17 protein-coding genes and 1 pseudogene are annotated in these 23,122 nt (G+C 71.1%); 6 read left to right on the top strand and 12 right to left on the bottom strand.

Translation table 11 applies throughout. The features are described 5' to 3' along the window. Positions 1-60 precede the first annotated feature (60 nt). Positions 61-918, bottom strand: a complete 858-nt coding sequence (locus tag ACLF6P_RS12000; protein WP_415950070.1) for a TIGR03619 family F420-dependent LLM class oxidoreductase — start codon at positions 916-918, stop codon at positions 61-63. Between the two features lie 148 nt (positions 919-1,066). Here ACLF6P_RS12000 and ACLF6P_RS11995 point away from each other — a divergent pair, with 148 nt between their 5' ends. Beyond that, complete coding sequence (locus ACLF6P_RS11995; RefSeq protein WP_415950069.1) at positions 1,067-1,531, top strand: hypothetical protein; 465 nt, start codon at positions 1,067-1,069, stop codon at positions 1,529-1,531. Positions 1,532-1,561: 30 nt separating this feature from the next. Here the strand turns inward: ACLF6P_RS11995 and ACLF6P_RS11990 are convergent, their stop codons facing one another. Together ACLF6P_RS11990 and ACLF6P_RS11985 are read right to left on the bottom strand one after the other, a co-directional pair. Next, on the bottom strand, positions 1,562-2,917 hold the full coding sequence (locus tag ACLF6P_RS11990) for a protein kinase domain-containing protein (RefSeq protein WP_415950068.1): 1,356 nt from the start codon (positions 2,915-2,917) through the stop codon (positions 1,562-1,564). Positions 2,918-3,146: 229 nt separating this feature from the next. Beyond that, positions 3,147-3,905, bottom strand: coding sequence for an FHA domain-containing protein (locus tag ACLF6P_RS11985; RefSeq protein ID WP_415950067.1), 759 nt, complete (start codon positions 3,903-3,905; stop codon positions 3,147-3,149). Positions 3,906-4,104: 199 nt separating this feature from the next. Between ACLF6P_RS11985 and ACLF6P_RS11980 the strand changes: the two genes are divergently transcribed. Then, the gene (locus ACLF6P_RS11980) at positions 4,105-5,643 is read left to right on the top strand and encodes a CehA/McbA family metallohydrolase (protein ID WP_415950066.1); all 1,539 of its coding nucleotides are present in this window, start codon (positions 4,105-4,107) and stop codon (positions 5,641-5,643) included. 35 nt (positions 5,644-5,678) lie between these two features. Here ACLF6P_RS11980 and ACLF6P_RS11975 read toward each other — a convergent pair whose 3' ends face one another. The 8 genes and pseudogenes from ACLF6P_RS11975 to ACLF6P_RS11940 form a co-directional block, all read right to left on the bottom strand. Then, positions 5,679-7,235, bottom strand: a complete 1,557-nt coding sequence (locus ACLF6P_RS11975; RefSeq protein WP_415950065.1) for an APC family permease — start codon at positions 7,233-7,235, stop codon at positions 5,679-5,681. A gap of 159 nt (positions 7,236-7,394) precedes the next feature. Next, positions 7,395-8,852, bottom strand: a complete 1,458-nt coding sequence (locus ACLF6P_RS11970; RefSeq protein ID WP_415950064.1) for an aldehyde dehydrogenase family protein — start codon at positions 8,850-8,852, stop codon at positions 7,395-7,397. Continuing rightward, complete coding sequence (locus ACLF6P_RS11965) at positions 8,849-10,588, bottom strand: N-acyl-D-amino-acid deacylase family protein (RefSeq protein ID WP_415950062.1); 1,740 nt, start codon at positions 10,586-10,588, stop codon at positions 8,849-8,851. The genes ACLF6P_RS11970 and ACLF6P_RS11965 overlap by 4 nt, the downstream gene beginning before the upstream one ends. A 120-nt stretch (positions 10,589-10,708) precedes the next feature. Continuing rightward, positions 10,709-11,830 (bottom strand): LLM class flavin-dependent oxidoreductase, encoded by a 1,122-nt coding sequence (locus tag ACLF6P_RS11960; RefSeq protein WP_415950060.1) that lies wholly within the window; start codon positions 11,828-11,830, stop codon positions 10,709-10,711. Positions 11,831-12,016: 186 nt separating this feature from the next. Further along, on the bottom strand, positions 12,017-12,799 hold the full coding sequence (locus ACLF6P_RS11955) for an SDR family NAD(P)-dependent oxidoreductase (RefSeq protein ID WP_415950059.1): 783 nt from the start codon (positions 12,797-12,799) through the stop codon (positions 12,017-12,019). A gap of 119 nt (positions 12,800-12,918) precedes the next feature. Next, positions 12,919-13,860 carry an LLM class F420-dependent oxidoreductase gene (locus ACLF6P_RS11950; protein ID WP_415950057.1) on the bottom strand — a complete coding sequence of 314 codons (942 nt, stop codon included), beginning with the start codon at positions 13,858-13,860 and terminating at the stop codon, positions 12,919-12,921. A gap of 151 nt (positions 13,861-14,011) precedes the next feature. Further along, positions 14,012-14,427: pseudogene (locus tag ACLF6P_RS11945) on the bottom strand (PaaI family thioesterase). Positions 14,428-14,602: 175 nt separating this feature from the next. Further along, on the bottom strand, positions 14,603-15,835 hold the full coding sequence (locus ACLF6P_RS11940) for an amidohydrolase family protein (protein WP_415950056.1): 1,233 nt from the start codon (positions 15,833-15,835) through the stop codon (positions 14,603-14,605). Positions 15,836-16,183: 348 nt separating this feature from the next. Between ACLF6P_RS11940 and ACLF6P_RS11935 the strand changes: the two genes are divergently transcribed. From ACLF6P_RS11935 to ACLF6P_RS11925, 3 genes are all read left to right on the top strand, one after another. Then, positions 16,184-19,129 carry an AfsR/SARP family transcriptional regulator gene (locus tag ACLF6P_RS11935; RefSeq protein ID WP_415950055.1) on the top strand — a complete coding sequence of 982 codons (2,946 nt, stop codon included), beginning with the start codon at positions 16,184-16,186 and terminating at the stop codon, positions 19,127-19,129. Between the two features lie 310 nt (positions 19,130-19,439). Continuing rightward, entirely contained in the window at positions 19,440-19,592 is a 153-nt protein-coding gene (locus tag ACLF6P_RS11930; RefSeq protein ID WP_415950053.1) for a hypothetical protein, read from the top strand. Positions 19,593-19,787: 195 nt separating this feature from the next. Beyond that, positions 19,788-20,165, top strand: coding sequence for a VOC family protein (locus ACLF6P_RS11925; protein WP_415950052.1), 378 nt, complete (start codon positions 19,788-19,790; stop codon positions 20,163-20,165). 23 nt (positions 20,166-20,188) lie between these two features. Here ACLF6P_RS11925 and ACLF6P_RS11920 read toward each other — a convergent pair whose 3' ends face one another. Beyond that, positions 20,189-21,853 carry a FadD3 family acyl-CoA ligase gene (locus tag ACLF6P_RS11920; RefSeq protein ID WP_415950050.1) on the bottom strand — a complete coding sequence of 555 codons (1,665 nt, stop codon included), beginning with the start codon at positions 21,851-21,853 and terminating at the stop codon, positions 20,189-20,191. Positions 21,854-21,963: 110 nt separating this feature from the next. On the opposite strand from ACLF6P_RS11920, the gene ACLF6P_RS11915 reads away from it, so the two are divergent. Next, complete coding sequence (locus ACLF6P_RS11915) at positions 21,964-23,118, top strand: lipid-transfer protein (protein WP_415950048.1); 1,155 nt, start codon at positions 21,964-21,966, stop codon at positions 23,116-23,118. Positions 23,119-23,122: the final 4 nt, after the last annotated feature.

Here is a 23,122-nt window from a genome sequence, read left to right as displayed (position 1 = left end):
CGACAGGGCGCCGGGAGCCGTTGATCACAGAGAAGGGGCCGGTTCGCCGACGGCCCTCGCTCATACGTACCGCCCGAAGGCGTCGAGGGTCTTCAGGACCTCGTCCTCCCCCGCCGCCGGCAGCTGCAGGATCACCTCGTCGACGCCCGACGACGCGTAGTGCGCGAGCTTCCCGGCCTCGGGCACGACCGCCGTCACCGCCACATACAGGTCCTCGGGGGCCCGCCCGGCCTCCGCCCACGCGCCGCGCAGTTCCCGGAGGTGCGTGCCGAGGCCGCTGCCGCCGACCGGCATCCACCCGTCCGCGAAGTCCGCGATCTCCCCGTAGAGCCGGGGCCCGGCCGCACCTCCGATCAGGGTCCGCGGCCCCACGAGCGGCGGCCCCGACCTGCGGGCGCGCGGGGGGCGCAGCGGCTTCGGATGGGCCTGGCTCGCGGCGACGCTCCCGAACTCCCCCTCGTACGCCGTCGGCCGCTCGCTCCACAGCGCCCGCATCAGCGCCATCCGGTCCCGTACGAGCGCGCGGCGCGTGGGCCAGTGCACGCCGTGGTCGGCGGCCTCCTCGCGGTTCCAGCCGTAGCCGATGCCGAGGGTGAGGCGGCCCGCGCACAAGTGGTCGAGGCTGGCGATCTGTTTGGCGAGGTCGACGGGGTCGTGCTGGGCGACGAGGGTGATGTTGGTGCCGAGCGCGAGCCGCGAGGTCACGGCGGCGGCCTGCGCGAGCGCCACGAACGGGCTCAGCATGCGGCCGCACTCCGGCGGCATCTCGCCGCCCGGGTAGGCGGATGCGCGGCTCACGGGGATGTGGGTGTGCTCGGGCAGATAGAGACCCGCGAAGCCGCGCTGCTCCAGCTCGCGCGCGAGACGTACGGGGGTGATGGTCTCGTCCGTCAGGTACAGCGTCGCCGAGATGTCCATGGGGCTTCCTAACCGGTGGGGGGCGGCAAGTCCATAGGCGCCGGAACGAGATCCGGAGTACTAGTGGATACGAGTACCCTTCTGGCCCTCGCCTTGCCTAACGTCGATCACGTCCAGCGACGTCAAGGGAATTCGGGGAACCAGCACCATGGCAAAGCACCTGCGCGCCTGGTCGGCCGTCGCCGCCACCACTGCAGCCGCCGCCGCGATCGTGGCCGTCCCGGGCTCTGCCCAGGCCGGCAACTACACAGTCAACAACTGTCCGTCCGGCTATGTTTGCGCGTACAACGGAAGCAACCTGAGCCGGACCATCGTTTCGAAGAGCTCGGGCAGTTGGACGGGCACCGGGTACCAGATCAAGTCGCTTTTCAACAACGGCAAGGCGTACGCGGGCGCCGACCACATCCGCTACACCGGCACCATCTACTACACCGACGGCTCGTTCGCGAATGTCACGGGCTGCCTTCACTACAACACCGGCTCGTCCTCGCCGTCCTCCGGCTCATACGTCAACTTCCCGGGCGAGGCAACCAAAATCAGCACTGCCAAGTGGGGCGGCGAGTGCAACTCGAACGAGCCGGTCCGCAAGATCGGCCCGCGCTTCTACCCCTGATCCTTCTGACCCGGTGAGGCGAGGACCCGTTCAGCGGGACGGGTCCTCGCACTTCTTCGCCCAGGTGTGGGAGCGCGCCTGCAGTGGTTCCGTGAAGTCCTGCCGCTCACCCCGGGGGATGCAGCCGATGAAGCCCTCAAGATCCTCGTCGGCGAAGTAGCGGACGTGGACGAACCCCGCGGTGTCGGCGATCCCGTTGTTGAAGACGGACCGGGCGCCCTTGCGTTCGGCCCAGCTGCATTTCACCTTGCCGGTGGCCCAGGCATTGTCGTCACCGACCCAGGCGCACATCTCGCCCTGGCCCGCCGGTTCGGTGAAGAAGCAGACACTGCCCGCGATACAGCGGTCGTAGCCGCCCGCGATCTTGTCCGGGTCACCGCCACCATCGAACGCAAAGCCGATCGCGGCCGCCACGGCGAGGACAACCGCCACCGCACCGGCCGCGAGCAGCACCCTGGGTCGGCGCGACCGCTTGGCTTCCCGACCCTCGGGCGCGGCCGCCGCCTCGACGCGTGCGAGCAGCGAGGCGGCGTCGTGCCCGGCCCGCTCCTCGTGCGTACGGGCGAGACAGTCGGCGATGATCTGCCGCCATACGAGGGGGAGTTCGGCGGACAGCGAGAGCTCTTCCTTGCCGCGCGCGTAGCGGACGGCCGCCTCCCTGCGGGCGTCGGGGGTGAGCCCGGGGAAGGGGTGGCGGCCGCCGGTGAGCACGAGGTGCGCGAGGACGCCGAAGGCCCAGATGTCGGCGCTGGGGCGGATCTGCCGCCCCTGTGCGCCGATCTGCGACCAGAGGAGTTCGGGCGGGGTGTAGTCGGGGGTCGCGAAGGCGGGTGCGTAGGCGTGGGTGCCGTCGAGTTCGGCCGCGAGGTTGAAGTCGGCGAGGCGGGCGGTGCCGTCGGGCATCAGCAGGACGTTGCCGGGCTTGAGGTCGCCGTGCACCCAGCCGGCCCGGTGCAGTTGCCCGAGGCCTTCGCAGACCTGGGCGAGCAGCTGCGGACCGTGTGCCGGTGGGGTGTTCTCGGCGAGCAGTACATCGAGGCTGGATGCTGCCTGTTCCAGTACGAGGACGGTGGCGCCGTCGAGTTCGGGGCGGTCCGGGTCGTCGACGGTGAGGACGTCGTACATCCGGATCAGGCGGGGTTCGAGGACCGTGCGCAGCACCTCGACCTCGCGTTCGGCGAGGTCGCGCAGGTGGCGTAGCTGGCGCGGGGTCCGGGTGCCGGTGGGCAGGAACTTCAGCGCGGCGCGGGCCGGCGGCTGTTCCCCGCTCCCGGGCAGCGGCGCGGTGTCCTCGGCGGTGCGTTCGGCGGCGTGCACGGCGCCGAACGCACCCGAGCCGAGTGCGGGCCCGACGGTCCAGGGGCCGATGCGGTAGCCCTCGGGCACGGACAGGGAGCCGGTGATGGTGAACCTCCTTGCTCGGGGCGGATTCTGGGCGGCCGGGGGGTGTCCGGGGCGTCCAGGAGTGTTGTCCCGGGGGGATCCGGGGGTATCGGGTATCCGGGGGTATCCGGGGGTATCCGGGGATGTCCCGGAGTGTCCGTGGTATCCAGGGGTGTCCGTGGGTATCCAGGGGTGTCGAGGGGCGTCCGCGGGTCGCGCCGGACACCCCTGGTTACGAGGAGGCCGGTCCCGACAGCAGCGCCAGGTCGTCCTCGCTCACCAGATCGAAGCGGAGCGCCAAGGACATCAGGGCCTCCTTCTTGCCGTGAAGGCGGCGCGCCGGGTCCGAGTCCTCGGGTCCTGGCCTCAGTTGGAGTTTCACGCTCAGATAGTCGATGTTCCACTGCACGGCGCTGCGGGTGGCCTGCGGCCACACCTTCCGCAGCCGCTCGGTGAGCTGGGCGACAGTGGGCGCGGAGGCGTGCGGTTCGCCGCGCAGCCGGTCCTCGCAGAGGGCGGCGAGCACGAGGAAGTAGCGCTTGCTGCGGTCGAGCGGGAAGGCGAGGGCGGTGGATTCGCCGCTGATCGCGGAGCCGTCCTGCGGGTCCTGTGCGTAGTCGTGGCGCGGGGCCCAGACGTCGAAGCCGAGCAGCCCGCCGGAGCTGGGCAGCACCACCCGGGAGAACTCGAACGGCATCGGCGCGCCGAGCCGCCCCGGCGCGACCTTGACGTGTTCACCGGCGCCTTCGGGATTGTCGACGACGTAGGTGGCGGTGGTGCTGAGGTTGCTCAGCGACCAGTGGGTGCTGCTGGCGGTGAGCACGCCCGCGGTGCGCGAGACACTGGGGTGCGGGATCGACAGCCACGCGTCGGTGCCGGGGCCGCCGGGCGGCTGTTCGCCCCGCCCGAAGCCGAGGGTGTCCCCCGGGCCGAGCGTGATCCTGCTGTCCTGCCGCGCCGGCTCGCCCGGAACGACGATGATGCTCTCCACCGAAGCTGCCCTCCCCCTGGACGCCTTGGGTCTTCCCCTGTGCGGAGCCACGACATCATAGACAGGCTCCGGACGGCTCCCGGCGCACGAACTGGCCATCCGCACAACCTCTTTCCGTGGGACGCGGTTCACGCCTCGGCACGAGGCTTGTTCCATGGATCCCGTGAATCCCGTGAATCCCGTGAATCCCGTGAATGCCATGGATCGCGCCGATGAACACCGCATGGGAAGACGCGCGTTGTTGCTGACGGCCACGGCCGTCGCGTCTACCTTGGGCACCGTGACCTTCGCGGGCGCCGAGGAGCGCGGACCGGACGGAACCGGGAAGAGCGGGACGAAGAGCGGGACGAAGAGCGAGACGAGGGTGGTGCGCGGCACGCTGCCCACCGGTTCGCCGGACTATGTGTATCTGCCCGTCGAGGTGCCCGAGGGCGTATGCGAGATCCGCGTCTCGTACACGTACGAGAAGCCGCCCGTGCCGCCCGGCACCCAGGGCAACGCGCTCGACATCGGCATCTTCGACGAACGCGGCACCCGCCTCGGCGGCCCCGGCTTCCGCGGCTGGTCGGGAGGGGCGCGCGGTGACTTCTTCCTGCGCTCCGACGAGGCGACGCCCGGCTACATTCCCGGCCGGATCCGCCCGGGCACCTGGAACATCGCGCTCGGCCCGTACACGGTCGCGCCGCAGGGACTGCCGTACGAGGTGACGATCACGCTCGGGTACGGGGAGCAGGCACCGGAGCCGGAACCGGTGTACCCGCCGGAGCGGGCCGCCGGGCGCGGGCGGGCCTGGTACCGGGGCGACTGCCATCTGCACTCCTGGTACTCGGACGGCAGGCGCAGCCTCGCCGAGATCGCGGCGGCCGCCCGCGCGGCGGGCCTCGACTTCATCAACTCCTCCGAGCACAACACGCATGCCGCGCACGCCCACTGGGCGGCGGAGGCCGGTGACGACCTGCTGATCATGACCGGTGAGGAGATCACCACCCGCAACGGGCACATCGTGGCGCTCGGCATGGACGGCGGCAGCTGGGTGGACTGGCGCTACCGGGCCCGCGACCACCGCTTCGGGCACTACGCGCGCGAGGTGCGCCGCGCGGGCGGTCTCGTCGTCCCGGCGCATCCGCATGCCACCTGCATCGGCTGCGCCTGGAAGTTCGGCTTCGGCGAGGCGGATGTGGTGGAGGTGTGGAACGGGCCGTTCACGCCCGACGACGAGGTGTCCCTGCAGTCCTGGGACGCCACCCTGCAGGCCGATCCCCGCTCCTGGACCCCGGCGATGGGCAACAGCGACGCGCACCGGCCCACGGACGCGGTCGGCACCCCGCAGACGGTCGTCCTCGCGGAGGATCTGACCCGGGAGGCGATCCAGGCGGGCCTGCGCGCCGGGCACTCCTATGTGGCCGAGTCGGCCGCCGTGTCCGTGGACTTCTCGGTGGCGGGCGGCCGCGGGGAGCATGCCGGGATCGGGGAGCGGCTGCGGGTCGCCGACGACGCGGAGGTGACCGTCCGGCTGGCGGCGGAGGGCGTCCCCGGGTGCACCCTCCGCTTCGTCACGGACCAGGGCACGCTCTTCACCTCGGAGCCGGTCCCGGCCTCGGGCACGCTCACCGCGGAATGGCGGACCACGCCCTCGTACGCCTCGTACGTACGGGCCGAAGTCCGCCACCCCTCGCAGCTGCCGCCCCTCCCGGGGCCGCTCGCGGCCTTCACGAACCCGGTCTTCCTGGGGCGCTGAACCCCGCCGCGCGGGCGGAGCCGGAAAGCAGTCCGCTACTCCGGGACGACCAGCGCCGGGGTCTCCTTCGTGAGCACCTCGCCGCGGAAGAAGGCCGGGCTGCGCCGCGCGGTCACGAGCATGATGACCAGGCCGAGGAGCAGCAGGCCCACGCCGATGACGAAGACCGAGCCGATGCCGAGGACGGAGGATCCGGAGCCGTAGGCCGGGTCCCACATGTCGTAGAGGGTCTGGCCGAAGACGGCGGTCAGCATCAGGCCGCCGAGGCCCGGCAGCGCGCCCTTGACCAGCAGGTCGCGGACCGAGCGGCGCAGCTCGTGGCGGAAGAACCAGACGCAGGCGAAGGCCGTGATCGCGTAGTAGAAGCAGATCATGAGGCCGAGCGCGTAGATGGTGTCGACGAGGACGTTCTCGCTGAGCACGGTCATCACGCTGTAGAAGACGCCGGTGCCGATACCGGCCGCGATCGTGGCCCGGCCGGGGGTCTTGAACCGGGGGTGGACGTGCGCGTAGCGGGCGGGCAGCGCCTCGTACGTGGACATGGCGAGGACCGTACGGGCGACGGGGATGAACGTGGTCTGCAGGCTGGCCGCGGCCGAGGCGAGCACGGCGAGGAAGAGCAGGATGCCCAGGCCCGAGCCCATGATCGGGGCCGCGAGGGTGGCGAAGACGTTGTCGGCGGTGTCCGGGTTGCCCAGGCCGGTGCCTTCCTCGCCGACACCCGCGTACATCTGGGTGGCGATGGCGACCATCAGGTACGAGGCGACGATCACGACGATGGCGAGCATGGCGGCACGGCCCGGGGTCCGGGCGCTGCCGGTGGATTCCTCGTTGATGGACAGGCAGGTGTCCCAGCCCCAGTAGATGAAGATCGACAGGGAGAGACCGGCGGTGAAGGCCGCGAAGGACTCGACGGCGAAGGGGTTCATCCAGGACCAGGAGAAGTCCAGGGATCCTGCGACCTCGCCGGACTGGGAGACGGCCATGACGGCGAAGAGGACGATCACCGCGAGCTGCAGGCCGACGAGGGCGTACTGGACCCACTTCGTGGCGGTGATGCCGCGGTAGCTGATGGCCGTGGCGATGGCGACGAAGGCGAGGGTGGTGAGGACGTGGACGGCCTTGTTGCCGTCGAGGGCGGCCACGCTCTCGCTGCCGCTGATCTCGCCGGCGAGCAGCCAGAAGAACGAGGTGGCGACGCCCGCGAGGTTGGAGAGCACCACGACGGTGGCGATGAGCAGCCCCCAGCCGCACATCCAGCCCACGCGCGGCCCGAAGGCCTTCACGGACCAGGTGAAGGAGGTGCCGCAGTCCGGTACGGCCCGGTTCAGCTCGCGGTAGGCGAAGGCGACGAGCAGCATCGGCAGGAAGCCGGCGAGGAAGATCGCGGGCATCTGCACCCCGACCTCACCGACCGTGGGGCCGAGGGTCGCGGTCAGACAGTAGACGGGCGCGACGGTCGACACGCCGATCACGGCCCCGCCGACGAGTCCTACCGAGTTCCCGCCGAGGCCTTTGCCTCGTACACCGCTGCCCGTGGGGGCGGCGGTCACCGCGTCTCCGGCCCGGGGCCGGGTTTCCAACTGCGTCATGCAGAGGACGTTAAGTGCTGCGGTTTCCACGCCGCAGGGCGTTGATCAGCGGCTTCTCGGGCCCAACAGCCCGTGACGCCAAGGAGTTCCGCTACACGGAAACCGCAGCACTGTCCGTTTTATCCCGATTCAAAATTTTCCGGCGGCCTTCATTCCGCTTCAGGTGGTCCAGACCAGAGACTGCAGCTCGCTGTACGCCGCCAGCGCGTACGAACCGCAGTCGCGGCCCACGCCCGACTGCTTGAAGCCGCCGAAGGGCGCCTCCATGTTGCGGCCGATGGTGTTGATGCCGACGCCGCCCGAGCGCAGGCGGCGACCGACGCGGAACGCCCTGGCCACATCACCGGACCAGACGTAGGAGAGGAGTCCGTAGTCGCTGTCGTTGGCGAGGCGGACGGCCTCCTCCTCGTCGTCGAAGGGGACGACCACGACGACCGGGCCGAAGATCTCCTCACGGACGATGCGCATGTCGTTGCCGCAGTCCGCGAAGAGCGTCGGCGCCACGTAGAAGCCGCGGTCCGTCGCCGGGCGCTCGCCGCCCGCCACGAGCCGCGCGCCCTCCTTCTTCCCCAGCTCGATGTACGACTCGACGCGGTCGCGGTGCGCCGCCGAGATCACCGGACCGACGACCGTGCCCTTCGCGGCCGGATCGCCCACCACCATGTAGCCGAGATAGCCGGTGAGCTTGTCGAGGAGCTGCTCGTAGATGCCGCGCTGGGCCAGCACCCGCGTGGGCGCCGTGCAGATCTGGCCGCTGTAGAAGGCGTACGTCGTACCGATGCCCATCACGGCCGAGTCGAGGTCCGCGTCGTCGAAGACGAGCGCCGCGCCCTTGCCGCCCAGCTCCATGAGCTGGCGCTTCATCCCACGCCCGCAGACCTCGCCGATCGCCTGGCCGACCCCGGTGGACCCGGTGAAGCTGACCATGTCCACATCCGGGGAGTCCACGGCCGCCTGCCCGACCTCCACGGACGTGCCGGAGACGACGTTCACCACCCCGGCCGGAGCGCCCGCCTGCTCCAGCGCCTGAGCCATCTTGTACACCGACAGCGGATCCTGCGGCGCGGGCTTCACCACGACCGTGTTGCCCATGGCGAGCGCCGGGGCTACCTTGCCCGCCGGGTTCGCCCACGGGTTGTTGTACGAGGTGATGCAGGTGACGACGCCGACGGGGGCGCGCACCTCCATCGCGCCGAACGCGCCCGCCTTGCCCATCGGGCCCGCCTCGTTGATCTGCGGCACCAGCGCGCGCTCCACGGGTTCGAGCGCGCCCTTCGCGTACCGGCTGAAGCGGGCCGTACCGACGGCGACCTGCATGCCGCGGGCGGTCCCGGTGGTCGCGCCGGTCTCCGCGCGGGCCAGCTCGGTGTACTCGGCGGCGTTCGCCTGGATGATCTCCGCGGTCCTCGCGAGGATCGCGGCCCGCTCCTCCGGCTTCGTACGCGACCAGGTCTCGAATGCCTCACGGGCATTCGCCGCCGCCTCGTACACCTGCGTACGGGAGGCCTCGGGGGCGAGCCCGACGACGTCCTCCGTCGCGGGGTTGATCACCTCGTAGTGGCCGCACTCGGGCTCGACCCACTCGCCGCCTATGAACAGGCGCTGTCCGTGCGTCACTTCGTGCTCACCGTCCTGGTGTCCCGGCCGGAGCGCAGCACCTTGCCGGGCACGGCGCCGGTGACCTTGTCGTTGCGGATGGCCTCGACGCCGTTGACCCAGACGGCGTTGACGCCGAGGGCCTTGGAGTCGAGGCGGGGGCTGTCGCCGGGCAGGTCGTGGACCAGGGTCGCCTTGCCCGCGTCGATCTTCTCGGGGTCGAAGAGGACCAGATCGGCGAAGTAGCCCTCCTGGATCCGGCCGCGGTCGATCAGACCGAAGAGCCGCGCCGGATCGTCGGTGAGCCACTTCACCGCCTGCTCCAGCGTCGCCAGTTTCCGCCCGCGCAGGCAGTCGCCGAGGAAGCGTGTGGTGTACGGGGCTCCGCACATGCGGTCCAGATGGGCGCCCGCGTCCGAGCCGCCGAGCATGATGTCCTCGTTCTGCCAGGCCTGCTTGCGCAGCTCCCACGAGGCCTGGTCGTTGTCACTGGGCATCGGCCACAGGACCGTGCGCAGCTCGTCGTTGGCGCAGATCTCCACCAGGCACTGGAAGGGGTCCTGGCCGCGTTCGGCGGCGATGTCGTCGACGATGCGGCCGGTGAGGCCCTCGTTCTCCTTGGAGTACGTGTCGCCGATGACGTAGCGGCCGAAGTGGGCGAGCCGCCGGAAGACGCCCGCCTCCTTGGAGTCGGCGCGGCGCAGCATCTCGGCGCGTACGCCGGGATCGCGCAGCTTGGCGATGCGCTCCGGGACGGGCAGGCCGAGGATCTCGCCCCAGCCGGGGATGAGGTTGAGGGCGCAGAACGTGCCGAGGGACATGTTCATCGGTGTCAGGATCGGCATCGTCAGTGCCACGATCCGGCCGCCGGCCTTGCGGGCGCGCTCGGAGGGGACGAGCTGGCGGGGGACGCGTTCGGGGACGGCGGCGTCGATGGTGAGGACGTTCCAGTTGAGGGGGCGTCCGGCCGCGGCCGTCATGTCGACGAACAGGTCGATCTCGTCGTCGTCGAACTGGTCGAGACAGCCCGCGACGATCGCCTCCAGCTGGGTGCCCTCGTGTTCGCCGACCGCCTTGGACAGGGCGAGGAGTTCCGCGGGCTCGGCGTGGCGGGAGGCGACCGGCTTCCCGTCGCCGTCGGAGTGCGTGGACGACTGGGTGGTGGACAGGCCCCAGGCACCCTCGTCCATGGCCTGGTGGAACAGGTCGAGCATCTGCTGCAGTTGCTCGGGGGTCGGCCGGCCGCCGACCGCGTCCTCGCCCATGACGTGGCGGCGCAGGGCGCAGTGGCCGACCATGAAGCCCGCGTTGACGGCTATGCGGCCGTCGAGCGCGTTCAGGTACTCGCCGAAGGTCGACCAGTTCCAGGGGGCGCCATCTTCGAGGGCCACCAGGGACATGCCCTCGACCTTGGACATCATCCGGCGGGTGTAGTCGGCGTCCTCGGGGCGTTCCGGGTTCAGGGGCGCGAGGGTGAAGCCGCAGTTGCCGCCCGCGACCGTGGTGACGCCGTGGTTGAGGGACGGAGTGGCGTACGGGTCCCAGAAGAGCTGGGCGTCGTAGTGGGTGTGCGGGTCGACGAAACCGGGGGCGAGGACCTTGCCGGTGGCGTCCTCGGAGGTCCGCGCCTCCTCGGTGACCGTGCCCGGCTCGGCGATCACGGCGATCCGGCCGTCGCGGATCCCCACGTCAAGGGCGCGTGCGGGGGCGCCGGTGCCGTCGACTACGGTCGCGCCCTTGATCAGGTGGTCGAGCATGACGGGTCCCTTCGGGGGGTGCGGTGCCGTTTCCTGTGCGTGGGGTGGGGTGCCGTTTCCTGTACGTGGGGTGGGGTGCCGTTTCCTGTACGTGGGGCGGGGTGCGCGGGCCGTTCCGCGTCAAGCCGACTGCCGGAATCGCGTCGTGCGGTGGACCGGGTCCGTGTCGATCTTCGGGATGACGTGTTCGCCGACGAGCCTCAGCGTCGTGAGTACGTCCTCCTTGGGCAGCCCCACCGGGATGCCGAAGGAGAGCTGGTCCGCGCCCGCCTGCTCCCAGCGCTTGCACTGGGCGAGGACTTCGTCCGGATCGCCGCAGACCAGGAGCTCCTCCTGGATGAGGAGTTCGACGATGTCCTCGTTGAACTCGGGCAGCATCTCGGGCCAGACGGGCAGCCCCTCGGGCTTGGGGAAGGTGTCGTGGTAGTAGAAGACGAGCGACTGGAGCCGGTTGAGCCCGCCGTCGATGGCGAGCTGCACGGCCTTCTCGTGGGTCTCCGCGCAGATCGCGGTCGTCGTCACCATCACGTTGTCGTTGACGAAGCCCCCGACCGGCTCCGCCTCCTGGATCGCGCCCTTGTACTGCTCCAGGACCCATTCCATGTCCTGCACCCGCTGCACGCTGAACCCGAGGACGCCGAGCCCCTTCTTCGCCGCCATCGCATACGAGGTCGGGGAGCCCGCCGCGTACCACATGGCCGGGTGGGATCCCCCGTACGGTTTCGGGAAGACCTTGCGCGGCGGCAGCGACCAGTGCTTGCCCCGGAACCCCTCGTACTCCTCCTGGAGGAACATCTTGGGGAACTCCGCGATGGTCTCCTCCCACATCTCCTTGGTGGCGTTCATGTCGTCGATGCCGGGCAGGAAGCCGAGGATCTCGTGGCTGCCCGCGCCACGCCCCGTGCCGAACTCGAAGCGGCCCCGGGAGAGGTGGTCGAGCATGGCCGCCTTCTCGGCGACCTTGACCGGGTGGTTGACCGCGGCGAGCGGGTTGAAGATGCCCGAGCCGAGGTGGATGCGCTCTGTGGCGTGGGCGAGGTAGCCGAGGAAGACCTCGTTGGCGGAGAGGTGGGAGTACTGCTCCAGGAAGTGGTGCTCGGAGGCCCAGGCATATTTGAAGCCGGACCTGTCCGCCTGGATGACGTACTCGGTCTCGTCCATCAGCGCGTGGTGCTCGGCCTGCGGGTCCACGGCACGTCGGGTGTCGGGCACGTATCCCTGTACGAATATGCCGAATTCCAAGGAGGTTCACCGTCCTGAGTCGGTCCCGCGCATCGGTTGAGCGGCTGCGTCCGAGCGGCTGCGTCGCCGGCAACGCACGCACCGATCTGACACTCCGTCAGATCAGCCGCTTCGCACTGTTCCACCCCCTGCCGCGAGCGTCAATACTGACGACCCATCAGGGACGGGGGGAGGGGAGCGCAGGGCTCAGACGACGCTCACCCCCGCCAGCCACCCGCCGTCCACGACGAACGGCTGACCCGTGATGTACGAGGAGTCCGGCCCGGACAGGAACAGCGCCAGGTCGGCGACCTCCTTCGCCCGGCCCACCCGGCCGAGCGGGACGAGCTTGCGGTAGAGCTCGTCGAGCGCGGCGCTCATCTCCTCCTGGTCGACCTCCGGGTCGAGCTGGGCGGGGTTGGACATCGGGGTGTCGATCGCGCCGGGGCAGACCGCGTTGACGCGGATGTTCATGCCGGCGAGTTCGAGCGCGGCGACGCGGGTGAGGCCGACGATGGCGTGCTTGGTCGCGGCATACGTGCCGACCGCGCCCATGCCGGTGAGACCGGTGTACGAGGCGGTGTTGACGATCGTGCCGCCGCCCGCATCGCCGATCTCGGGGGCGACGGTCTTGATGCCGAGGAAGGCACCGACCTGATTGACCTGGACCACGGCCATGAACTCTTCGAGCGGGGTGTCGACGAGGGCGTTGAAGCGCAGGATCCCCGCGTTGTTGACCAGACCGTCGACCTTCCCGAAGGACTCCTTGGCGGCCGCCACGGCGGCGGCCCACTGGTCCTCCCGGCTCACGTCGAGGTGGACATAGCGCGCGTCGTCGCCGATCTCCTTGGCAACCGCCTCGCCCTGCTCGTCGAGCACGTCGGCGAGCACGACCTTCGCGCCTTCGGCCGCGAAGAGCCGCGCCTCCTGCTCGCCCTGCCCGCGCGCGGCACCGGTGACGATGACGACTCGTCCGTCGAGCTTGCCCATGATGGGGCCTCCCTGTCGTGAAGGTATTGGGGGGCGATTCACCTCACTTCCTGACCGGGATGCCGGGTTCCGGCGAGGCGAATCGTCCCCTTGGTGGTGGCTCGGTGGGGGGTGCGGGGTCAATCGTTCAGGAGTGGGGCGACCTCCGAGCCGAAGGCCGCCATCTGGTCGGTGAGTTCGGCGAGGCTGCGGTTCGGGAAGCGGATCTGGAGCTGGTGGACGCCCATCTCCCCGTAGGCACGCAGGGACGCTGCGATCACCTCCGCCTTGCCGCTGATGGTCCACGGACCTGTGTCGAAGGCGGGCTCGCCAACGTAGAGCGGTTCGGTGATCGTGCCGATGACGAGCGGGGCCTGGACACCGGCCGCCTCGCGCAGTTCCCTGATGCGCGCGATCTTCGCGGGGAGCTTGGTGCGCGGGTCGCCCTGTGGGAGCCAGCCGTCGCCGCGGGTGGCGGCGCGGCGCATCGCGGCCGACGAGGAGCCGCCGATCCAGATCGGGACGTGCGGCTGGGCGGGGCGCGGTCGCTGGCCGAGGTCGGCGAACGAGAAGCGTTCGCCGTGGTGTTCGGGGTACTCCTCCGGGCCGAGCGCGGATTTCAGTGCGTCCACGGTTTCGTCGAGGAGCCGCCCGCGGCCCGCGAAGTCGACGCCGAGCGCCTGGAACTCCTCCTCCACATGCCCGGCCCCCACCCCCAGGATCAGCCGTCCGCCGGAGAGGTGGTCGACGGTGGCATAGGCCTTCGCGGTGGCCAGCGGGTGGCGGAGCCCGACGACCGCCACATGACTGAGCAGCTTGACGCGCTCGGTGACGGCGGCGAGGTAGGAAAGGGTGGCGACCGGGTCGTACCAGGTGGTGCGCATGGCGTCCGCGAGGCGGCGCGGGATGGCGATGTGGTCGCAGTTGGCGATGTAGTCGAATCCTGCACGGTCGGCGGTCCGGGCGATCTCGACGAGCTCGCGCGGGCCGGCTTCCGCCTCCCAGCTCTCGGCGAAGATGGCACTCTGTGCCTGAATGGGCAGCTGCATCCCGTACACCAGCCGCCCCTGTTCGTACGCCATGCCGCACACCCCTTATCTGACGCCCCGTCATATCCAGGTACCGGCACATCGTGGTACCTGACGGGCCATCAGGCAAGGGGTGGGGACAGGGCCGGGCCGGGCCGATTGGCCTGGGTCCGGCCTGGGTCCGGCCTGGGTCCGGCCTGCGGACTCAGCCGAGCAGCGCGTACACCGTGCTCGCGCGCGCCGCGGGTTCGGACGAGCCCTCCGCGGTCATGTCGATGTCGGCGAAGGCCATACGGCGGCCGAGCTTCGTGAGACGGGCCTCGATGCGGACGTCGGCGTCGAGCACGGCACGCTGGAAGGTGGTGGACTGCTGGACGGTGGTCATCGGCACGAAGGTGCCGCGCGCCGAGGCCACGGCGATCACCGTCGCGGTGTCCGCGGCGGCCATCAGCGCCTGCCCCGAGAGCCCGCCCCCTCGCGGGCCAGGCGCAAGGACCACGGCAGCCGCAGTACGGCGTGCCGGTCGCCGGTCTCGGCGACGGTGAGGCCCAGGTCCAGGACCCAGGGCGCGAAGTTGGCGGCGAGGATCTTCTCGGCCTCTGCGGGTGTGAGGGTCGTCATGCAGTGGTTCTCCCCCGCCCGCGCGGCGGCCACGCGCACGGGCAGGGGGGGGCACGCGCCCACGCGGGCGGGGGCACGCGCACCGGCGGTCGGGGGTCACGCGCACAAGCGGGGGTGACGGGCACAGGCGGGGCGCACGCAAACGGCAGGGCTCACGCGCGCCCCGCTTCCGGCGTCACACCTTCGGCGCCGACGGCCCCCACAGCCCGTCCGCCGTCAGCCCCAGCAGGTCGATGGCGTTCCCGCGCACCAGCGCGTCCACCACGTCCGGCGCCAGATGACCCATCTGGGACTGACCGACCTCCTTCGACCTGGGCCAGGTGGAGTCCGAGTGCGGGTAGTCCGTCTCGTAGAGGACGTTCCTGACGCCGATCGCGTCGAGGTTCTTCAGGCCGAAGGCATCGTCGAAGAAGCAGCCGAAGACGTGCTCCGCGAAGAGTTCGGACGGCGGGCGGTGCACCTTGTCGGCGACCCCGCCCCAGGCGCGGTTCTCCTCCCAGACCACGTCCGCGCGCTCCAGGATGTACGGGATCCAGCCGATCTGACCCTCCGCGTACATGATCCTGAGGTTCGGGAAGCGCTCGAACTTGCCGCTCATCAGCCAGTCGACCATCGAGAAGCAGCAGTTGGCGAAGGTGATGGTGGAGCCGACGGCCGGCGGGGCGTCCGGGGAGGTCGAGGGCATCTTCGAGGAGGAACCGATGTGCATCGCGATGACGGTGCCGGTCTCGTCGCAGGCCTGGAGGAAGGGGTCCCATTCGTCCGTGTGGATGGAGGGGAGGCCCAGGTGCGGGGGTATCTCGGAGAAGGCGACGGCCCGGACGCCGCGGGCGGCGTTGCGGCGGACCTCCTCGGCGGCGAGGTGCGCGTCCCAGAGGGGTATGAGGGTGAGCGGGATGAGACGGCCCTGCGCGTCGGGGCCGCACCACTCCTCCACCATCCAGTCGTTGTACGCCTTCACCCCGAGCAGGCCGAGCTCGCGGTCCTCGGCCTCCGTGAAGGTCTGGCCGCAGAAGCGCGGGAAGGTGGGGAAGCAGACGGCGGACTGGACGTGGTTGACGTCCATGTCCGCGAGCCGCTCGGGCACGCTGAACGAGCCCGGCCGCATCTGCTCGTACGTGATGACCTCGAGCTTGATCTCGTCCCTGTCGTAGCCGACGGCCGTGTCGAGGCGGGTCAGGGGGCGGTGCAGATCCTCGTAGACCCACCAGTCGCCGATCGGCCCGTCGTCGCCCGGCGCGCCCATCACGGGGGCGAACCTGCCGCCGAGGAAGGTCATTTCCTTCAGGGGTGCCCGTACGATCCGGGGGCCGGTGTCGCGGTACTTGGACGGGAGCCGGTCCCGCCAGACGTTGGGGGGCTCAACCGTGTGGTCGTCCACCGAGATGATCTTCGGGAAGGTCTCCATGTCACCACGGTAGCCCCAATCTGACGGATCGTCAGCTCCCTGGGTGCCTCCGGTTCGCTCAGGTTCACGCAGGTTCACCGAGGCCCCAGCGGCGCGCGGGCGGCACCCCGCGAGCAGCACCCCGCGGCCCACGACCGGCCCCCGTCCGGCCCACGCCCCGCTCCGACCGGCGTCCACCCGCCCCCCACCCGGCCCCCGCCCGGCGTCACGACCTGTGCGGACCCGGTGAGAGGTCTCGCACGCTGCTGACGGCACGGGCCCGCACAAGGCAAACTGGGCCGGGTGATTCCCGTACACCCGACGGGAGTCGCACCGAATCAGGGCAAAACAGGGGCCAGGGGGAGCAGGATGGACGGTGTACCGCGCGTACCGGCCCAGCGGCGTCCGGAAGCGGTGCATGAGGCTGCGCCGCCGCTGCAGTTCAGCGTGCTCGGGCCGGTACGGGCCTGGCGCGGCGACGAGCTGCTGCCGACCGGATCACCACAGCAGCAGGCGCTGCTCACGGCGCTGCTGCTGCGCCAGGGCCGTACCGCCACGGCGGCCGAGCTGATCGACGGCATCTGGGGCGAGCACCCGCCCGCGCAGGCGCTTGCCGCGCTGCGCACGTACGCCTCCCGGCTGCGCAAGATCCTCGACCCCGACTCGCTGGTCAGCGAGGCGGGTGGCTATGCGATCCGCTTCCGCGCCGACGCCCTCGACCTCACCCTGGCCGAGGAGCTGTGGGCGCAGGCCGAGAAGGCGCGCGGCGGCGGCGAACTGTGCCGGGCGCGGGACGCCGTCAACCGGCTGCTCGGCCTCTGGGACGGGGAGCCGCTGGCCCACGTCCCCGGCCCGTACGCGGAGACCGAGCGCGCCCGGCTCGCCGAATGGCGGCTCCAGCTGCTCGAAGCGCGCCTCGACATGGACCTGGAGCAGGGCTGCCACGCGGAGGCCGTCTCCGAACTGACCGCGCTCACCGCCGCGCACCCGCTGCGCGAGCGGCTGCGCGAACTGCTGATGCTGGCGCTGTACCGCAGCGGACGGCAGGCCGAGGCGCTCGCGGTGTACGACGACACGCGCCGCCTGCTCGCCGAGGAACTGGGCGTGGACCCCCGCCAGGGCCTGTCCGAGCTGCACCGGCGCATCCTCCAGGCCGACCCGGCGCTCGCCGAACCCGCCGCGCCGCTGTCCGAACCGTCCCCGGCGCCGGTCAAACCGGCCCAGCTCCCGGCGACGGTCGCCGACTTCACCGGGCGCGCCGCCTTCGTGAAGGAGCTGAGCGAGATACTCGCCGCCGCCGAGGGCGGGCAGGTCATGGCGGTCTCCGCGGTCGCCGGCATCGGCGGCGTCGGCAAGACGACCCTCGCCGTGCATGTCGCGCACGCGGCCCGGGCCCACTTCCCCGACGGCCAGCTGTACGCCGACCTGCAGGGCGCCGGACACCGGATCGCCGAACCGCAGGCGGTGCTCGGCGCGTTCCTGCGGGCGCTCGGCACCCCGGACGCCTCGATACCGGCGACCCTGGAGGAGCGCGCGGCCCTGTTCCGCTCCATACTCGACGGCCGCCGCGTCCTCGTCCTCCTCGACAACGCGCGCGACGCCGCACAGATCAGACCCCTCCTGCCGGGCACCCCCGGCTGCGCGGCCCTCGTCACCTCGCGCCAGCGCATGGTGGACCTGGCGGGCGCGCACCTCGTCGACCTCGACGTCATGTCCCCCGAAGAGGCGCTGCGGCTCTTCACCCGGATCGTCGGCGAGGAGCGCGTCGCCGCCGAGCGCGAGGCCGCGCTCGACGTGGTCGCGGCCTGCGGTTTCCTGCCGCTCGCGATCCGCGTCGCCGCCTCCCGGCTCGCCTCGCGCCGCACCTGGACGGTCTCCGTCCTCGCCGCCAAGCTCGCCGACGAGCGGCGCCGCCTCGACGAACTCCAGGCGGGCGACCTGGCCGTCAAGGCCACCTTCGAACTCGGCTACGGGCAGCTGGAACCCGCCCAGGCCCGCGCCTTCCGCCTGCTCGGCCTCGCCGACGGCCCCGACATCTCGCTCGCGGCGGCCACGGCGATCCTCGACCTCGACGAGGAGCGGACCGAGGACCTCCTCGAATCCCTCGTCGACGCCTCCCTCGTGGAATCCGCGGCCCCCGGCCGCTACCGCTATCACGACCTCGTACGCCTCTACGCGCGTTCGTGCGCGGAACGCGACGAACAGCCACCGAGCGAACGGTCCGCCGCGCTGTCCCGGCTCCTCGACTTCTACCTGGCGACGGCGGCGCAGGTGTACGCGATCGAGCGGCCCGGGGACCGCACCACCTCGCATCTGGCGCCGACCCGTCACGCCGGGCTGAGCTTCCCGAGCAGCGAGGCGGCCCTGGACTGGCTGCACGCCGAGGCCGACTGCATCCTGGCCTGCGTCCGGCAGTCGCTGCCGGGCGAGAGCCTCGAGCGGGCCGTCGACCTGCTGCTCGTCGCCAAGGACCTCGGGGAGTCGGGGGCGAGTTCCCGCTCGTACGAGACGGCGGCACTCGCCGCGGTGGAGGCCGCCGCGGGCTTCCCGCGCGCCGAGGGCCGGGCCCGCACCACGCTGAGCCAGGTGCACAGCCGGCTCGGGCGGTTCGACGAGGCGGCCGAGGGGGCACGGCAGGCCGCCGCGCTCGGGCAGCTCGCAGGTGACCCGTGGACCTCGGCGAACGCGCCCAACGAGAGCGGCATCCTGGCGCTCTACCGCAAGGAGTACGCGGACGGCGAGCGGTACCTGCGCGATGCGATCGAGGCGTTCAGCGCCGACGGGAACGGCCCGGGCGAAGCCAGCGCGCTGTGCAACCTCTCCCGGATCCTCGTCTCGATGGGTCATACGGACGACGCGGTGCGGCTGGCCGGGCAAGGCATCGGCATCTACGACGAGTTGGGTCTGACCGTACGACTCGCCAACGGCCGGCTCGCGATGGGCATCGCCCTCACGGCAGCCGCTCGGCCCGCCGAGGCGCTTGAGCAACTGCACTCGGCGCTCACCGTGTTCACCGAGAACCGGCAGCGGCTGTGGGAGGGCACCACCCACCTGCGGATCGCCCAGGCCCACCTGGCCGCCCACCGGCCCGCACCGGCTGCGCTGCACGCGGAGCAGGCCCTGTCGCTCGGCTGCATCGGCGGGGACTGGGCGCGCGCCAACGTGCTGACCGCGCTCGGCAAGGCGCTCGACGCCCTCGGCCAGACGGACCGGGCACGGGCCTGCTGGCGCGAGGCGCTCGGCCTGTACGAGGCCTCCGGCGCGCCGGAGGCCGACGAGGTCCGCGGCCTGCTCACCCCGGTCGCGGCGGCCTGAACGCGTCACCCACAGCGGCCCGAAGGCGTCGGCCACGGCGGTCCGAAGGCGTCGGCCGCGGCGGTCCGCAGTGCCCTGTGTACAGGGTCGTTCCGTACAGCGTCGTGCCGTGCCGTGCCGAGGCGTTCATCGAACGTTTATGCCGCTCCTCCATGCTCTTTCTCGGCGGCCCGTCGCGTCGGGGGGCAGACGGCTCGCCGGGGATGACCACCCTCTAGGGTGGGCGATCCAGAACGCCCGTTCGGCGATCCTCGGGGGAGTCGCCGAACGGGCGCTCCACATCATCGATCAGGACATACAGGGGAGCACGATGAGCGAGTCCACGAGCAAGCCCGGCGAGGCCGAAGAGATCACCACGCAGGACAGCCACGCGGGCAGCGAGCCGATCAAGCTGAGCGACAGCCACGCGGGCAGCGAGCCCGCCAAGCCGACCGACAGCCACGCCGGTTCGGAAGGCGCGTAACGACTTCACTCACCACGGGGGATCGGTCGGCCGCGGCAGCGCGGAGGGGGAGCCCGCTGCCGCGGCCGACCTGCGTCCGCAGGCTGGGGCGCACGCCCGCGAAGGCCTCGTGTGCGAAGGCCGTCCGCACGCCGACCCACCCACCACCGCGACTATTCGGTTGCACGCTCGGGTGCCCGTGACCAGGATGCGCGCATGAGCTCTTTCCTGAACCACGTCACCTTCGACAGCCACGACCCCTACGCCCAGGCCAAGTTCTGGGCGGAGGTCATCGGGGGAAGGCTCGCCGATGACGACTTTCCCGGGGATCCCGAGGCGTCGGTCATCCACGAGGGGACGACGATCCTGTTCGTGACCGTGCCCGAGGGCAAGACGATCAAGAACCGGATCCATCTCGACGTACGGCCGCATGACCGTTCCCGGGACGAGGAGGTCGAGCGGCTGCTCGCGCTGGGGGCCACGGTCGTCAACGACCTGCGGAAGCCCGACGGGCGCGGGTGGCAGGTTCTCGCCGATCCCGAGGGGAACGAATTCTGCGTGGAGCGCAGTGACAAGGAGCGGGCGCAGGGCTGAGCCCTCCCCACGCCCGCACCACGTCAGGCCCGCCCCCGCAGCTCCCTCTTGAGCACCTTCCCGCTCGCGTTCCGCGGCAGGTCGGTGACGAACTCCACCTGGCGCGGCACCTTGTAGTTGGCCATCTCGCGGCGTGACCAGGCGATCAGGTCGTCGGAGGTGAGCGTCGAGCCGGGGCGGCGCACGGCGTAGGCCTTGCCGACCTCGCCGAGCCGCGGGTCGGGGACGCCGATCACGGCGACGTCCGCGATGTCCGGGTGCAGCCCGATGAGCTGCTCGATCTCCGCCGGGTAGGCGTTGAAGCCGCCGACGATGAACATGTCCTTGATGCGGTCGGTGATCCGCAGGTTGCCGTCCTCGTCGAGGACGCCGACGTCGCCGGTGCGGAGCCAGCCGTCGGGGGTGATCGTCTTCTTGGTCTCCTGCGGGTCCTCGAAGTAGCCCTGCATCACGTTGTATCCGCGGACGAGGATCTCCCCGGGCTCGCCCGGCCCGAGTGTTGTGCCCGCCGGGTTGACCGCGCGGACCTCGGTGCCGGGGACCGCCCGGCCCGAGGTCTCCGAGATCACCCGGGCGGGGTCGCCGCGCCGGCACATGGTGACGATCCCGCTGCACTCCGAGAGCCCGTACGCGGTGAGCACGGTGGCGATCCCGAGTTCCGAGCGCAGCCGTTCGACGAGCTGCAGCGGCACCACCGCCGCCCCCGTGACGACGAGGCGGAGCGCCGAGAGGTCGTGCTGGTCGCGTGCCGGGTGGTCGAGGAGCGACTGGTGCAGGGTGGGCGGTCCGGGCAGGACGGAGATGCGTTCGGCGGTGATGTTGGCGAGGACGGTGTCCACGTCGAAGACCGGCTGCGGCACCATCGTCGCGCCGCGCATCAGGCAGGCGAGGATGCCCGCCTTGTAGCCGAAGGTGTGGAAGAACGGGTTGACGATCAGGTAGCGGTCGCCTTCGGCGAGTCCCGCGAGTTCGCTCCAGGTGGCGTAGCCGCGCAGGCTCTGTGCGTGGGTGATCACGGCGCCCTTCGGGCGCCCTGTGGTGCCCGAGGTGAAGATGATGTCGGAGGGCGCGAAGCCCTCGACGGCCGCGGCGCGGGCGGTGACCTCGGCGGAGGTCACGCCCTCACCGGCGGCGAGGAAGTCCTTCCAGGTTCGGAAGGTGTCGGGGGCGTCGTCGGAGAGGACGACCACCTGTTCCAGGTGCGGCAGCGCGGGCAGCGGGCCGTCGCCGGTGCCCTCCGCGGTGGCGCGGCGCAGGGATGCCACGTACGAGGTGCCGAGGAAGGTGCCCGTGATGAACAGCAGCTTGGCGCGCGAGCGTTCCAGTACGTACGCGGCTTCCGTGCCCTTGAAGCGGGTGTTGAGCGGTACGAGCACCGCTCCCGCGCCGACCGCGCCGAGCGCGGAGACGATCCAGTCGAGGGTGTTGGGCGCCCAGATGGCCACTCGGTCCCCCGCCTTCACCCCGCTCGCGATGCACGCGGCGGCCGCGCGCTCCACGCGCTCGCCCAGCTCGGCGTACGTGATCCGGGTGCGGCCCTCGACGACCGCCTCCCGCTCGGCGTACCGCCGGGCGGCGGCGCGGACCAGCCCCGGGATGCTGCCCCATTCGAGGTCCCCCCGCGTCCGCCGCTCGTCCTCGGGCAGCTCCCGCACCTCTTGGTGCTGTTCGTACGCTTCCCCGCCCATCCCCAAGCCCTCCCGCCGCAGTAGCTGACTATCCGTCAGATTAGCTGTAGCCTTCCCCGCTGTCAGCAGGGATGCGTGCTGGGATACGGCAGTTGATCTCGGAGGTGGCCATGGCCGCGGCGACACTGAAGGACGCAACAGCGATAGTCGGGATCGGCCGGACCCCCTTCGCGAAACAACTTCCCGAATCCGAGAAAACCCTGGCGTGCCGGGCCATTCTGGCCGCTCTGGACGATGCGGGGATAGACCCCGCGGAGGTCGACGGATTCGCCTCGTACACGATGGAGGAGACCGACGAGGTCGAGGTCGCCAAGGCGGTCGGCGCCGGTGATGTCACCTTCTTCTCCAAGGTCGGCTACGGCGGCGGCGGCTCCTGCGCCACCCTCGCGCACCTCGCCTCCGCCGTCGCCACCGGCCAGGCGAACGTCGCGGTCGCCTGGCGTTCCCGCAAACGCGGCTCCGGCAAACGCCCCTGGACCAACACCCAGGTGCAACTGCCGACCCCCGCACAGTGGACCCGCCCGTACGGACTCCTGCGCCCCGCCGACGAGATCGGCATGCTCGCCAGGCGCCATATGCACGAGTACGGCACGACCCGCGACCACCTGTTCAACGTGGCCCTCGCCTGCCGCAACCGCGCCAACCAGAACCCGGCGGCGCAGATGTACGAGCGCCCGCTGACCCGCGAGATGTACATGAACGCCCGCTGGATCAGCGAACCGCTCTGCCTCTTCGACAACTGCCTGGAGACCGACGGCGCGCTCGCCTGCGTGATCGTCTCCGCCGAACGCGCCCGCGACTGCCGGCAGAAGCCCGTCTACCTGCACTCGGTCGCCCAGGGCCTGCCCGCACAGCACCACGGCATGGTCAACTACTGGAACGACGACCCGCTCACCGGCCCCGCCTGGACCGCGGCCCGACACCTGTGGAAGCAGGCCGACTTCGGGCCCGAGGACGTGGACGTCGCCCAGATCTACGACGCGTTCACCCCACTGATCCCCCTCTCCCTCGAAGGCTACGGATTCTGCGGGCGCGGCGAGGGCGGCGCGTTCACCGAGGGCGGCGCCCTGGAGATCGGCGGGCGGCTGCCGATCAACACCAGCGGCGGCGGCCTCTCCGAGGCCTATGTGCACGGCTTCAACCTGATCAACGAGGGCGTCAGGCAGCTGCGCGGCACCTCCACCGCCCAGGTCCCCGACGCGGCCACCTGCCTGGTGACCGCGGGCGAGGGCGTTCCCACGTCGGCCGTACTCCTGAGGAGCTGATCCC

Origin of the sequence: Streptomyces lothianensis, from assembly GCF_047779955.1 — a bacterium.
Classification (GTDB): Bacteria; Actinomycetota; Actinomycetes; order Streptomycetales; family Streptomycetaceae; genus Streptomyces.
This window is presented reverse-complemented; position numbering and strand designations above follow the sequence as displayed.